Annotated in this window: 17 protein-coding genes; all 17 read right to left on the bottom strand. The window is 54.3% G+C overall.

What is annotated here, in order from left to right; genetic code table 11:
• Positions 1-70: 70 nt before the first annotated feature.
• The 17 genes from IE117_RS24905 to IE117_RS24825 all read right to left on the bottom strand — a co-directional run bounded on the left by IE117_RS24905 (position 71) and on the right by IE117_RS24825 (position 11,962).
• On the bottom strand, positions 71-292 hold the full coding sequence (locus tag IE117_RS24905) for a hypothetical protein (protein ID WP_189568655.1): 222 nt from the start codon (positions 290-292) through the stop codon (positions 71-73).
• A gap of 7 nt (positions 293-299) precedes the next feature.
• Positions 300-674, bottom strand: coding sequence for a hypothetical protein (locus IE117_RS24900; protein ID WP_189568652.1), 375 nt, complete (start codon positions 672-674; stop codon positions 300-302).
• Positions 675-920: 246 nt separating this feature from the next.
• Entirely contained in the window at positions 921-1,196 is a 276-nt protein-coding gene (locus IE117_RS24895) for a DUF3127 domain-containing protein (RefSeq protein ID WP_189568649.1), read from the bottom strand.
• 101 nt (positions 1,197-1,297) lie between these two features.
• The gene (locus tag IE117_RS24890; protein ID WP_189568646.1) at positions 1,298-1,699 is read right to left on the bottom strand and encodes a hypothetical protein; all 402 of its coding nucleotides are present in this window, start codon (positions 1,697-1,699) and stop codon (positions 1,298-1,300) included.
• Positions 1,696-2,274 (bottom strand): conjugal transfer protein TraO, encoded by a 579-nt coding sequence (locus IE117_RS24885; protein WP_189568643.1) that lies wholly within the window; start codon positions 2,272-2,274, stop codon positions 1,696-1,698. The genes IE117_RS24890 and IE117_RS24885 overlap by 4 nt, the downstream gene beginning before the upstream one ends.
• Positions 2,271-3,251 (bottom strand): conjugative transposon protein TraN, encoded by a 981-nt coding sequence (traN, locus tag IE117_RS24880; RefSeq protein ID WP_229581459.1) that lies wholly within the window; start codon positions 3,249-3,251, stop codon positions 2,271-2,273. Before traN ends, IE117_RS24885 begins: the two co-directional genes overlap by 4 nt.
• Entirely contained in the window at positions 3,238-4,632 is a 1,395-nt protein-coding gene (traM, locus tag IE117_RS24875) for a conjugative transposon protein TraM (protein ID WP_189568639.1), read from the bottom strand. Before traM ends, traN begins: the two co-directional genes overlap by 14 nt.
• Positions 4,607-4,864, bottom strand: coding sequence for a hypothetical protein (locus IE117_RS24870; RefSeq protein ID WP_189568637.1), 258 nt, complete (start codon positions 4,862-4,864; stop codon positions 4,607-4,609). Before IE117_RS24870 ends, traM begins: the two co-directional genes overlap by 26 nt.
• The gene (traK, locus tag IE117_RS24865; RefSeq protein WP_189568634.1) at positions 4,854-5,462 is read right to left on the bottom strand and encodes a conjugative transposon protein TraK; all 609 of its coding nucleotides are present in this window, start codon (positions 5,460-5,462) and stop codon (positions 4,854-4,856) included. The genes IE117_RS24870 and traK overlap by 11 nt, the downstream gene beginning before the upstream one ends.
• Positions 5,447-5,668 (bottom strand): hypothetical protein, encoded by a 222-nt coding sequence (locus IE117_RS24860; protein ID WP_189568631.1) that lies wholly within the window; start codon positions 5,666-5,668, stop codon positions 5,447-5,449. The genes traK and IE117_RS24860 overlap by 16 nt, the downstream gene beginning before the upstream one ends.
• Before the next feature lie 38 nt (positions 5,669-5,706).
• On the bottom strand, positions 5,707-6,741 hold the full coding sequence (locus IE117_RS24855; protein ID WP_189568628.1) for a TraJ family protein: 1,035 nt from the start codon (positions 6,739-6,741) through the stop codon (positions 5,707-5,709).
• 20 nt (positions 6,742-6,761) lie between these two features.
• Positions 6,762-7,865, bottom strand: coding sequence for a hypothetical protein (locus IE117_RS24850; RefSeq protein ID WP_189568626.1), 1,104 nt, complete (start codon positions 7,863-7,865; stop codon positions 6,762-6,764).
• Positions 7,866-7,922: 57 nt separating this feature from the next.
• A complete protein-coding gene (locus IE117_RS24845) occupies positions 7,923-10,418 on the bottom strand; it encodes a TraG family conjugative transposon ATPase (protein WP_189568623.1) in 2,496 nt (831 codons plus the stop codon).
• Positions 10,418-10,729: a DUF4133 domain-containing protein gene (locus tag IE117_RS24840; protein ID WP_189568620.1), complete on the bottom strand. Its 312-nt coding sequence runs from the start codon at positions 10,727-10,729 to the stop codon at positions 10,418-10,420. Before IE117_RS24840 ends, IE117_RS24845 begins: the two co-directional genes overlap by 1 nt.
• 27 nt (positions 10,730-10,756) lie before the next feature.
• Complete coding sequence (locus tag IE117_RS24835; protein WP_189568617.1) at positions 10,757-11,185, bottom strand: DUF4134 family protein; 429 nt, start codon at positions 11,183-11,185, stop codon at positions 10,757-10,759.
• On the bottom strand, positions 11,185-11,562 hold the full coding sequence (locus IE117_RS24830; protein WP_189568614.1) for a DUF4134 family protein: 378 nt from the start codon (positions 11,560-11,562) through the stop codon (positions 11,185-11,187). Before IE117_RS24830 ends, IE117_RS24835 begins: the two co-directional genes overlap by 1 nt.
• A 67-nt stretch (positions 11,563-11,629) precedes the next feature.
• Entirely contained in the window at positions 11,630-11,962 is a 333-nt protein-coding gene (locus IE117_RS24825) for a DUF4134 family protein (RefSeq protein ID WP_189568611.1), read from the bottom strand.
• Positions 11,963-12,041: the final 79 nt, after the last annotated feature.

The raw sequence follows: 12,041 nt of genomic DNA, 5'->3' as shown, positions 1-12,041 counted from the left end.
TGTAAAACGGCTGCGGCCCTGGCCAAGGGGCGACTAGCTTCGAATGCTACTAATTCGGAGAACCTGCTGGCTAGGCGGTGGCCTCGGGAGGACTGCGTTCGTTAACGATTGAGCCGCTGTCGGTTAGGCATTTACTGGACTTTGCCGCTCTGCGCAGCTTTAGCTGCCGATTCCACCAGCTGGTTGCGCTATACCAGGCCCAGATCAGCCCCAGGCACAGCAGGCAATAGGCGGCTACGCAGGGAAGGAATACTTCCAGCCGCATGAACGTATCGAAGGTAATGATTTCCATTGGGCGCTCATTGTGCGGAATCTTGGCTGACTCCGTCTATCTTGTGATATGTCAACCCCCGAACTTTCAGTTCACCGTTGACTATACCTGCTTTGAGTCCGCCGCCTGTCTCAATGAGCATCATTTTGGTAGCAGGGTCATAGCTGGCCGGATAGTCGATTTTCCCGCCCCCCTGCTTGTAGTATTCGGCCAGCGTACCGCCCTCTTTGGTTTCTGAAAAAACCCATCTGCCGCAGGTGGGGCAATTGGGTTGGGGAAGCTGCCATGTTCCCAGAAACTGGGAGCCGTCTTTACCCCGGTGGCCCGAGCCGTCCTCGGTGTTGCAGCTGAGTGTGGCCATCAAAGCCAGCAGCAAAAGATTGGAAAAGAATATCCGTTTCATCGCGTATGCGTTTTATGGTTGACTGATAATTTTCTCTAACTTCTCATCACGAAGTAGAACGCTACTCTATTGGAAATGTTGACCATGTAGGAGTGGGCCGAAGGGGTCAGAAGCCGGGCTTTTCTACCCGCGTCCGCAGTTGTCCTCCGCCCTTCGCCAGGTACGGTAAACCCGTAACGCCCCAGCCGCGCCAGCAAGCGAAGCCAAGGCGTAAAGCATTGTGGTTGTCGTTGCGGCATCCATCGCTTACAGAACTTTGAATTTCCAGGCCTTGGCATCGGTGAACCATCGGCCGTTGTTTTCCCGGCTCTCGAGGTCGAAACTAACCTCGACCGTTTCGCCAGCCAGCCCTTCATCTTCCAGGATCAGATCGCCCCAGAGCGTGAAGCAGGCCATCTTGGGGTACTTGTCGCCGTATTCCACGACGACTTGCTGTTTTTTCCATGGGCCGTTCTTGCCTTGGCCTTCCACCGTGGGCAGGATATGCGCAATTTTTCCGGTCACTTCCATTGTCGTAGTCATAAGGTTGGATTGAATTTGTCTGTTTAAGAAAAAAGATAGTCAGGGAATGATCAAATTTGCCTGGGCCTGGCGCTGTTCCCGCCCGTTTATGGCCGTGACTGTCAACTGGTGTTTGCCTTCAAATGGCGTGGCAAATAGGCAGTCAAACGGTAGTCTTTGAAAAGGGCGTAAGGTACGGTGATCTTGTCGCCCGGAAAAAGTCGGTCGCCCGCGATTTGCAGGTAGCCGTAGGAAGTGGACTTGAATTCGATCTGGTAAACCGCTGACGGGTCGGCCCCGGTCGGACGCAGGTAGAGTTCCATCGGTACGCCGTACCAGCGCCCGAAATCAACGTCGATGCGATCGATGCGGTAAGGGCCGGGCGGAATAAGCAGGTTGAAGTCGCGGCTGGTAGCCACTCCGGCCAGCGTATCGGCCTGTTCGTTGACGCTAACCTCAATGGGCTGGTTACAGCAGGTCAACGCCGCCACCGCTGTGGCTATCAATAATTTTGATCGGATCATCTGAAATGAATTTTATAGCCTACGTAAGGAAGACTGCTAAACTTTTGATACCGTGAAAGCAGGTTGACATTCTGGCGGTAGCCGACCAGTACGCCCCGATACTCGAATTCCAGCGCAGCCCCCGCACCAAGTAGCACGCGTGAGGAAGGGGCCAGCAGGTAGGGGCCGATAAAATCCTCGCCTCGATTGAGGCATTCGTAACCCGCCTGCAACGAAAGGGGCAGCTTGACCAGAAAAGTGCGCATGGCGCTTTGGTAGAGGTTGGGCGTGAGCTGGTAACCTGCCATGTATTGATCGACGGGAACGTCAGTTTCAATCATCACTCGGCTGCCTTCGGAAACCAGCGAGGTTTGCTTGTGGGCAACCGAGACGAAGAACATACTGCCCCACAATCGACGGGTGTACTTGCCCAGCCCAGCCTTGAAGGCGAAATTACCCAGACCAGGAAGAACGGCATCGTAGGATCCCGCGTCAATTTGAAGGAAAGGCTGGCCCCGCAAATGGGTCTGGGCCATTGCTTTTTGCACCAGCATAGCCCCGGCCGCGCAAAGAATGGCAAGAGTCAATCTTTTCATAGCTTTTTAGCTTTTTGTAGGAGTTTGCGGTCGATTGTGAAGCGCAGGTGGCGTGCCCCGTCGGCTTCGTAAATCTCCATGTCCACTTGCTTGCTGTCGCTAATGGCGCGCACGGGTACGACGAACGTAAAGGTTTTCTCCGTGCCGCCCGCAATGGTTCGCTCGGTCGGCAACTGGTATTTGATCGGCAGTTCCTCCTCCTGCACGGCAACCCGTTTTGCTTCGGAGATGTCCAGAACGAAGAACTTGGCAAAGGCCATCGTGTAGTCGATCTCCGAGCGGTTATCGACCTTGATGACGTAATACAGGTTGTCGCCCTGCGTGTAAATGCCCTGGACAAGCGCGGTCACCCGCATGGTGTAGGCTCCCACGTTGTGGATATAGGGCTTTTTGTCAAGGGCGGTCTGGGCCATGCTCTCTATTTCGGTGAAATTTTCGTTCGACCCGTCGAGTACGCGCTGCTTGGTAAAGTTGATGCCCAGAGCCTTGCTTACTGCCGCGTCGGACTGCGCGTTGTTGCCAATACTGATGTTGACCACTTCGGGGTTGTCCTCATAACTGGTTAGGAAGCTGTACAAACTACCATCCCGGCAGATGACGGTCACGTTGGTCTCGCTGAACTTTTCATCGGCATTTGCCTTGACCCGCAGCACGTTGTTGAAGGCTTCGGTGACCTGCACCATTACGTAGCGGTTTCCCACATCGACCTCCTTAATTTCGGAGGGGAACATAATATGAACCGTTTTCTGCTGGCTGACGCCGAGTGCGTAGCTGCCGATGACCGACGCACGGTCAATGGGTAGGGCGTAAGTGTTTTTGTTGTTGAGCGTCTCAAAGAACATCTGCTTATTGGCCATGACGGTCGTCTTAGGCATTTGCACTTCGGGCGTTTGCATTTCAGGTGGTCTCTGGGCGACTCCAGCCAGGGGAAGGACGAACAATAGGGCGGTTTTAATCATGTTTTTAATAGCCTTCATAATCTTGATTGGTAGATGAGGTTGGAAAAAGATCAGCCGACTTCAGCAGTACTTTGTAATTGGGGCGGATGGTGACTTTGGGGCTTTGGGCCTTAGCTGTCAGCAACTGACGCGCACCTTGCATGGCCCCGCGTACGCCCTGCACAGCCACTTGGGTGCCGACCTGTCGGCCGACGCCGCCCTGACTGACTATGTAGCTGCCGCCCTGACCGGACTGGCTGGCTATGCGGGTCAGACCTTGGGTCACGCGGTTCTTCTCGGCCAGGTTTGGCACGTAAATCCCTTGCTGGCCATCAAGGTCGAAGGCCTGTACCTTGACGGGATAAATGGCTTTATCGATGACCAGGGAGGTAATCGAGATGAAAACGCGATCACGGCCAATGGTGCAGATACCGTTAAGCAGCGTTCCTTTTTCGAGAATGACATCACGGCCCTCAATACGAAAAACCGTGTTCTGCATCAGCCGCACCTTGGCCGTCGTGCCATCCTGAACCGTAATTCCATCGGATCCCTGGCCATGCACAATGGCTAGAATCGCATCGCTACCGCTGTAGCTACCCGCGTTCTTGCGCGAAAAGTTGTAGAAAAAGCCGATTTTGTTATTGGGTTGCCCTACGGTATTGCGAGAGACTTCCCCGTGCATAATCGTTTCCTCCGCAGTAGTTCCAGCCCCAGGGCTGGTTTCAGTAGGCTCGCCCTGGGCCAGCGGCGTACTGGGCAGCGGATTATTACCGACTCCGATCTCTCCCTGTCCGCCTTTCTCCATGCGGTCGAGCAGGAGTTTGGCCGTACGCTGGTTGATCTCCCGATCCTCGGCTGTGCGCCGCTCCTCGGCGATCTCCGCAGCACTCTTGCGGAACATCACCGCGTTGGGGTCGGCCAGCCGGGCATTCTCACGCGCAGCCAACCGCTGCGCCGCCACGCTCTGGTTGTAAGCCTGGCGTTTGCGGGTGGCGGCTGACTGTCGCTGCTGCTGCTGACCTGCCTCGGTCACGGCTAGGTAGTCCTCGCCATTGAGGTATTCGTTCGAGACCTGTCGGTCATTCTGCCCCGCCCCGACGACGGCCCCCATATTCATGCTGCGGTTCGGGTCATTATCGGCCCTGAAGCGGGCGTCGTTGGCCTTGGCCTCTTTGTACTTGTCAGTTTCCATGGGCTTGTTCCTGGCTCCCGGCACGGCCAGCGCCTCGGTCTGGTTTTTGGCTGGGTCACTCTGGGCTGCTGCTTCTGCGGGATTGCTTTTGAGGACGCCCGTTCCCCAGAGGATGGTACCCACGGCCACGAAAAGGCCGGCGACGAGCATGACCATTTGGTACTGACGCTGTGACATTCGGCGAACTTTGCCGCTGCCGATCTCACTGGTGGGTTGCTGCTGTTCCATAATACGATAGGATGGTAGTGATCAGGTAGATGAGATATGAAATGAAAAACGTAATAAGAAGCCCGGCCACCAGCCGCTTATTGCGGGGACTGGCGCGCTGCCAGCGGCTGAGCCGCTGAGTGAGCAGCCGGGTTCGGACGTTGAGGTTTTTGGCCCAGCGGCGGCCCAGTTCATGCCCGCGGGCGTCTGCCTCCGCCTCTCTGCGTTTTGCTTTGTGATTGTTAAAAGCCATTATATAAGCTTGAACTGATGATTTTGAATCGGCGCATGAATAGCCCGTTAGGGCTACTTAAGGAGCGCGGCACGTCCTCCAACTCGCAGCGGGAGATGATTTTCTTTCTGGCCGAAGTCGTTGCCCGCGTTTGGGTGATTGTGGCGTAAGTGATGGCCTGGTAGGGGTAGGTCGCCGAATTGGTCACCACCGAATCCACCTTGATCTTCTGCACGACGTTACCCTGAATGATCTCGTTGTAGAAATCTTGCTCTTGCAAGTCATCATAGAGTTTTTTGGCCGAGTTGTCGGCCAGATAGAACGCCCGTCGAGTGCTTTCCTGAATCTCTTTGGCGTCGGGGATAACGGTAAAGAATAGTTCATGGAAACGGCGTACGTGATAGCCGATCTCGACGGGCCGATTGGCTTGCACAGTGCCGGCGATGGCTTCAAACTGGGCGTTGCGGTTTACGATGTAAATGCGGCGGCTATTGATGTTCGCCTCCTGGAAGGACATCAGCAGCGTGGCGATGCAAACCGCTGCCAAGGCCAGCAGGGCCACAATTGTGACGACTTTCACCCGGTCGAAATGACGCTTGAGTTTCAGTAGGTCTTCCATAAATCGGTGTCTTTTGAGTAAACGTGAACGGATGCCCCGTGAGTGGGACTGTAAACGAAGGTGCTGGCGATGGCCTCTCGCACCCGGTCGAAGCCCCTATTGACGAGGTAAATTGTCAGGGCAGTCGAGATAATGATAGTTGCCGAACACAGCACTACCAATTGCTTATAGTATTCGACCAGGTTCTTTTTGTGGTAATTATGCATGGGTTGATCTATAAAGTTATTTGTATGAAATGGCGGCATCACTTGCCAATACCGAGTCTTCTGCCCACTCCCTGGGCCTCCCCTCTGGCCGAGGACATGCCTCTTATCATGCCCCGCCTCCCCTGCGAGCCGGCTGTCATCACGCCGCGGGTCGCACCCTGGATCATGCTGCCCGCTCCGCCGACGCTTACCAGCAGCGAGGTCATCGAGGGAACCTGAACGTAGCCTACCAGTGCCATGATAAGCAGGGCGATGAAAGCCACCCCCAGGAATTCCGGCTGCTGAAGCTCTGAACCCATCGCGTCCAAGGCCTGCGGCACGTCGTAGTAGGAGATGTAAGTCTCGACCAAACCGAATGTCAACCTACTGTACATTGCCGCCACGGCGGGCAGCAGCGTGAAGTTCAGGTAGCTGCCGAACCAGTTGGCCACCGCCATCGTGAAGCCGGGAAATACGGCCAGTGCCAGGGCTATGGGAAAACCCATCCGCAGCACGATGCGAAAGGCAATGCTGACTAACAGCAGAGCGCTTTCGGCGATGTACATCAGCGCCAGCAAGATGTCCTGGATGACGGACAGGATTTGGAACTTGACCGATTCTTGGGCGCGGGCCATCCAGATGTTGAAGTCAATCATGAATTCGGTTCCCATTACCTGGTCGTCCTCCTGATCCCGGCCAAACGCCTCTTTGTATTTTTCGGGATTGCTGCGGATGGCCGCCCATTTTTTTTCAATTTTATCCTGAACCCGCTCGTTCATCCGCTCGACGCGGGCGGCGATTTCCAGATTCCCCGTGTTGACCCGGCTGCGGATTTCGTTGCCGAAACCATCCATCGCGTCGCAAAAATTCGGCGCAAAGGGAATCATCAGCAGCAGCACGAAGGGCCGCAGCAGGGGAAAGAAGTCAATGTCCTGGCTGTTGGCGATCTGCACGATCACTCGGCCAAAGATGTAGACCATCGCCCCGATGGCGGCAAAGACCCGGATGAGTGGTTCAATGCCTTTGGCCATTGTATTGGCCATTGGTATCTGCTGCTCGTAGAGTTTGCCGATAATTGTGATTAGGGATTCCATAGTAAGGGATTTGGGGTTTGTCAGTAGCCCATTGTCATGCACTCGTCCAGTTTCCACTTCTTGCGCAGTTCATCGCGGGCTGGCTTGAGCAGTTCGCGCGCTTTGATCCTGATCAGCACCATCATTTCCTCATTGGATATTACCTTGCCGTCCGGTCCGATGAAGTTTTTGATGCCCTCCTCGATCTGGCTGCTTACGTCCGCTCCACCGCCACCAGAGCTTTTTCCCTCTGTCGTTTGCCCGCCGCTGTCGATCCAGTTCCAGACCGACTTCAGATCGCTGGTGATGCGAGAGGGCTTGAATTCAAAGGAGTAGCCCGACATCATCAGCGCCTTGAAGGCTTCACCCTCGCTCTTGACCTCAGCCAGTAGCAGCTCGTCGTAATAGTTGGCCTGATTGTCCATGCACTCCTGCTGCTTCTTGCGGAAAGCCTTGGCCTGCGGAGAATCGTAGGCTTTGTCCAGGATGCTGGTCGTGTCGTTCTCGTAGCCCATGTCGTAGCCCATTCCCTCACTCTGGGCCGTGATGGCCCCTCCCCCACCGCTCTGGGGCAAACGGTAAGCCACCTCGTATAGCCTGGTTGTGCTGGCCAAATCGGCCGAGTTACCGGACCGCTGGATGCTCATGGCTTTGACCTTGTTGAAGTAGGCATCAATCAGATTGTCGTACTTGGTGACTTTGTCGAAGGCTTTGTCGATGAACTCCACGCGCTGCGCGTCGGTCATTTCCAATACCCCGCCCGATTGCGTGGTGGCCGAGCGCATATCTTTCAGGATTTCGGTGCCAATTTTGGCCAGGTTGTTGACATCCTTGACCATCAGGGCGTACTCGGCGGGGTAAATGTGTCCGTCGCGGCTGACGGCGGCTGAGAGCTGCGCCATCTTCTGCGAGGCCTGGGTAATGGTCTGCACGACCTGCGTTCCGCGGTGGAACTGCTGTACGGCTGAGGCCACCCTTTTTAGCTTCTCGATGTTCTTGACCATCGTTTTGAAGCTGGGATCGGTTATCATTTTTATGAGCGTCGTTACACCCGTGTGCATCGGGTCGGATACCACGAACTGCGCCGTGGCCGGGGTCAGAATTGCCAGCAAAGCGGCGATCATCAGGATAGACAGCTTTTTCATTTCGCTTGGTAGATGGTTTGGTTGAAAAATAGAAATCTGTTGGTAAATGGTAACATCTTACTGGGATTCAGCCCATTCCAGGGCTGCGTCCTTCTGGCTGATCTCTTTCTCAGCGGCCAACCGTTTGATCTCATCGACCTCCGTGGGTTCGGTCGTAAACAGCGCCGCGCCGTATTTGCTGACCTCCACGCCGTACACCTTGCAGGTATTGCCCAGAATGAGGGCCAATTCACGAAACGGGCCACGGTCGTTGCCAACCATCGACTTGTTGATTGAGAATATTTGCGGCAAATTGGCCTGGTTGATTTTGAAGAGTTTGAGCACGTCTTCGGCCTGTTGCAGATACCGGCTCAGATCCATAAGGATTTTTACATCGGTATTTTGGACGATGGCATCTTTGATAATGGGCGATTTGAGCAAATCCTCGATTTCCTGGGTGACCACGCCAATAGCCCCGAAGTGCTTTCGGGCAGTCTTAAAGGCCCACAGCAAAAAGGTGGCGAAGAAATCGCTGCTGACTGCCCGCCAAGCTTCCTCAATGACCAGGATTTTCAGAACACCCCGCAATCCGAATAGCTTGGTCACGTAGGTGTTGGTAATCATCAGCGTGACGACTGGCAAAAGGATGGGGTGGTCCTTGATATTGTCGAGTTCGTAAATCACGAAGGGTTCCTCCGAGTAGTCGATGTCATCCTCGGCGTTGAGCAGATAATCGTACTGTCCTCCTTTGTAGAAGGGTCGCAGTACGTAGTAGAAAGCGTCCAGGTCGAACTCCACGCCATTGCGCCCGCCCGTTTTCTCGAAGTGTTCGGGATAAATGTCTTTGGCGTATTCGTAGAAAGAATTAAAGCAGGGTCGAATGTTTCGGTGGCGGTCGAGGTAGTTGTAGTACTCAGTGACCATGTTGAAGATCGTGACCTCCTCGGCTTTGCTGATCGTATCCCCGTCTTTCTTGAAAAGGATGAAAAGTACTTGGGTGATAACCTGCTTGAATTCTTCTTTCAGTTCCGAGACCTTTCCCCTATCGAAGCCGTATTCATCGACCTTGAAGTAGAAGGGGTTGAGCCGGATGGGTTCGGACTCGGAGTGGGTGATGTAGCGCGCACCCATGATCTCGCCCATCCGCTTGTAGGAGTGGCCGATGTCCACAATCGTCACGTGCGCCCGGCTCGAAAGCAGGTAATACAGCATATTGTTCATCGTGAACGACTTGCCCGACCCCGAGGGGCCGACCACCACGAAATTGCGATTGCTGATTAAATTATCCCTCATCGGCTGGTGAAAGATGTCAACCAGGCGGGGGCTTCCAAAACGATCCGTCATCAGAATGCCCGAATTCTGGTAGGGGCTTTGCTTGTAGTCGGTTTCGAGGTTCCACAGTGCTACGGCATTGTCCAGAAAGACCGTTGCCAGCATGTCGTTGCCCAATTCGGCGGTGTTGCCTGGAATGCACGACCAAAAGAGCTGCTCGCCGTAAGTTGTGGCTACCTTAGAGATAAAGCCCGTCGACTGGATGGCTGCTGAGACGATGTCCTTCTGCTCCTCCAATTGCTCGCTGCTGTTGCTGAAGGTCTGAATATTGTAATGGGCCAGCACCGCCAGCGTCGCCTCGCCTTTGAGCGTGTCGAGGAAATCCGTTTTCTGCTGCACCGAAAAGGTGTTATCGCGCGAATAGGCCGAAAACGCGAAGTGCCGTTTGATTTCACCCTGCATACGCGCGGCCATTTCCTGTTGCTTCGGTATGTAGAGGACTTGGTTGTAAACGTGGTTGACTCGCAGATTCAGTCCGAAGTTCAACCCGTAACTCGCCGGCATCCGGGTGCGATCCGTTGTGTAGTCGCGAAACGAAACGATGGGCTGTAGCTCCTGAGGGTATTGGTCCAATTCATTTACCACGAAGGTGTAGCTGGCTTGGTTTCCCACTCGAAACTGCCCGTCCTGGCTCGAAATGTCGTAAAGGTTTTTGTCCTCGAAGCTGAGCGTGAAATACTCGTCAAGTAGGCCCACCGTGTCCCTGCTACCCACGATTTGGTTGCGGTCAAGCTTCCTGACCCGCATTACCCGGCTTTGGTTGACCGTGCTGTGGAAGCCCTTGACCTTCTCGCGAAAGGAGGATAGAGTTTTTCCCTTCACCAGTGCCTTAGGTACGCTCATGCGCTTGAAGAGACTGCTGGCCGTACTGGCCCGCTTGGTGGGGTCGCTGGCGGGTAGTATGACATAGACGTAGCCCTTGTGGTTGAGAAAGGGGCGGTCTTGGAAATTTTTCTCGTTCTGGCCCAGCACGAAGTCATTGTCCTGAATGTAGCTGTAATCGGGCTGGTAGGAATCCTCGATAAAGAAGTCCTGCTTATGTACCATGTAGCCTTCTCCCAAGTTTTTTACAGCCTGATACAGCGAGTCCAGGGCCGTCTCATAGCTATTCTCGCTCTGGACGAAAACCTCGGGGTAGTCGATGGCAAAGGCTACGCACAAATCGGCATTTTTGGTGACGATCAGCCCATCGTCGTCGATAGACAGGATGGGGAAGATGTCGGCGATGTTTTTGGCTTTCATTACTTTCTGCCTTTCGGGATAAGTTTGTAAAAGGGCGCGTTGATAATGATGTTTGTAGGTGCGTCGTGTTGACTATGGATATGTCCGTACTTGCCGTTACGATCCATCTGGAACTTTATGTAAGCGTAGGCGCAAAGGAGTGCTATGCCGGCGAACACCAGCAGCAGGATGCTGCTCACGCCCGTGGCGTAGAGCAGGAAGATGAGCATCAACAGGCCCAGCACCGCGCCAGCCAGTTGGTAGAAATACCGGCCTTTGAAGCCTTTAAACTCGATGTCATCGTCAACGCCCTTAGTGACCTGGTTAATCATATCGGTGAGATTAGTTTGGTTTGTGGCTTAGAAGCGAACCAGCGATTGGATGATATAGCCCATGACTGACAGGAACAGTAGTGATCCGACCCACTGGTAGAGTAGCGGCACGACGTCTTCCCCACCGGTGTATTTCTGATAAATGCGGAGCATCGAGACGATCGAGATCACGAGGCCTGCCAGCATGGCAAACTCATAGACTTCCAAGTTGAGCTGGCCCGACCAGCCCACCGCCAGGCCGCCCAGCAACCCACCGCCCAGGATGTATGTTCGGATAGCATAAATCAGCACACCCACGCTCAAAAGACCTACCAGCCAGGAAAAGATCATGGGAGTGACCTCCTCGCCGCGGTTCCACTTGGCGTAAATGCGTAGCCCTGAAACCACGCCCGCAGCCCCGCAGGCTCCGATTATCACCGTCTGTATGACGCTTAGTATTCCTTCGGCTATTCCCATCAGAAATTCATGTCAGGGGTAATCGTCATGCTGACGTTCTTGAAATACTCTTTGAGAAACCAGACGAGAGCCGTAACCAGGATAAGCCCGAATCCCCAGCGCGAGACCAAGCCCGTCACGTTTTCCTCCCCGGCCTGCCAGAGCGTGTACACACGCCCGGCCACGACCATGCCCGTGATGGTCACAATCGTCATCGTGAATTTGAAAATGAGCGGCATATGCCTGGCCAGTGGCCGGGTGATGTGGCTGCGGATGCCCAGATTGCCGTTGCTGCTGTTGGCGTAATCGAAAGACTGGCCAACGGCAATCGTCACCAGCAGCAGAGCGATCACCAGCAGGATACCCCGTTGCAGGAAGAGTCGTAATGACCTGTTCATTGAAGTAGAAAGTAAAAAGGAAGGGCATCTGATGAGCGCCCCTTCCCTACCGCATGAATGAAGACACTTAGGCTACAAACATTGCTCGCAGCACCGTATTGGCAATCAGTAGGAAAAGACAGGCGCCCAACCACCCCGTGGCGGTCGCCATGACATTTTCCTTCCCGTTTTGCCAATTGACAAAAACGCGAAGTGCTCCGACTAGCCCTACCACGGCGGCAACGACATACACTACTGTAGTGACTGGATCGATGTAGTCCTGTAGCGACGTGGTTAGCGACGAGAGTGCGCTTGCGCCCGCCTCGATTCCCGGGGTTTGTGCCATGACGGCGGATTGGGCAAAAACGCTCATAACGATCATTTGGGCAGCCTGAGCGGCAGAAACACGAATCCCTTTCATAGTAGTTTTTGGATTGATTGGAAAAGGTTGGAAATGAATGGAAGATAAAAGTTCAGCAAATAACTATTTAAACGTGAAC

This window comes from Persicitalea jodogahamensis, from assembly GCF_014651615.1.
Classification (GTDB): Bacteria; Bacteroidota; Bacteroidia; order Cytophagales; family Spirosomataceae; genus Persicitalea; species Persicitalea jodogahamensis.
The sequence above is the reverse complement of the archived record's forward strand: the minus strand, read 5'-3'. Positions and strand labels throughout refer to the sequence as shown.

What these genes read in the sequence shown, in the direction of transcription:
- traM (WP_189568639.1), bottom strand. Translation starts at nt 4,632, where the DNA reads ATGGAACAGCAGCAACCCACCAGTGAGATCGGCAGCGGCAAAGTTCGC.
- IE117_RS24860 (WP_189568631.1), bottom strand. Translation starts at nt 5,668, where the DNA reads ATGCATAATTACCACAAAAAGAACCTGGTCGAATACTATAAGCAATTG.
- IE117_RS24825 (WP_189568611.1), bottom strand. Translation starts at nt 11,962, where the DNA reads ATGAAAGGGATTCGTGTTTCTGCCGCTCAGGCTGCCCAAATGATCGTT.
- IE117_RS24840 (WP_189568620.1), bottom strand. Translation starts at nt 10,729, where the DNA reads ATGATTAACCAGGTCACTAAGGGCGTTGACGATGACATCGAGTTTAAA.
- IE117_RS24885 (WP_189568643.1), bottom strand. Translation starts at nt 2,274, where the DNA reads ATGAAAAGATTGACTCTTGCCATTCTTTGCGCGGCCGGGGCTATGCTG.
- IE117_RS24895 (WP_189568649.1), bottom strand. Translation starts at nt 1,196, where the DNA reads ATGACTACGACAATGGAAGTGACCGGAAAAATTGCGCATATCCTGCCC.
- IE117_RS24905 (WP_189568655.1), bottom strand. Translation starts at nt 292, where the DNA reads ATGGAAATCATTACCTTCGATACGTTCATGCGGCTGGAAGTATTCCTT.
- traN (WP_229581459.1), bottom strand. Translation starts at nt 3,251, where the DNA reads ATGAAGGCTATTAAAAACATGATTAAAACCGCCCTATTGTTCGTCCTT.
- IE117_RS24855 (WP_189568628.1), bottom strand. Translation starts at nt 6,741, where the DNA reads ATGGAATCCCTAATCACAATTATCGGCAAACTCTACGAGCAGCAGATA.
- IE117_RS24890 (WP_189568646.1), bottom strand. Translation starts at nt 1,699, where the DNA reads ATGATCCGATCAAAATTATTGATAGCCACAGCGGTGGCGGCGTTGACC.
- IE117_RS24850 (WP_189568626.1), bottom strand. Translation starts at nt 7,865, where the DNA reads ATGAAAAAGCTGTCTATCCTGATGATCGCCGCTTTGCTGGCAATTCTG.
- IE117_RS24830 (WP_189568614.1), bottom strand. Translation starts at nt 11,562, where the DNA reads ATGAACAGGTCATTACGACTCTTCCTGCAACGGGGTATCCTGCTGGTG.
- IE117_RS24900 (WP_189568652.1), bottom strand. Translation starts at nt 674, where the DNA reads ATGAAACGGATATTCTTTTCCAATCTTTTGCTGCTGGCTTTGATGGCC.
- traK (WP_189568634.1), bottom strand. Translation starts at nt 5,462, where the DNA reads ATGGAAGACCTACTGAAACTCAAGCGTCATTTCGACCGGGTGAAAGTC.
- IE117_RS24845 (WP_189568623.1), bottom strand. Translation starts at nt 10,418, where the DNA reads ATGAAAGCCAAAAACATCGCCGACATCTTCCCCATCCTGTCTATCGAC.
- IE117_RS24870 (WP_189568637.1), bottom strand. Translation starts at nt 4,864, where the DNA reads ATGGCTTTTAACAATCACAAAGCAAAACGCAGAGAGGCGGAGGCAGAC.
- IE117_RS24835 (WP_189568617.1), bottom strand. Translation starts at nt 11,185, where the DNA reads ATGGGAATAGCCGAAGGAATACTAAGCGTCATACAGACGGTGATAATC.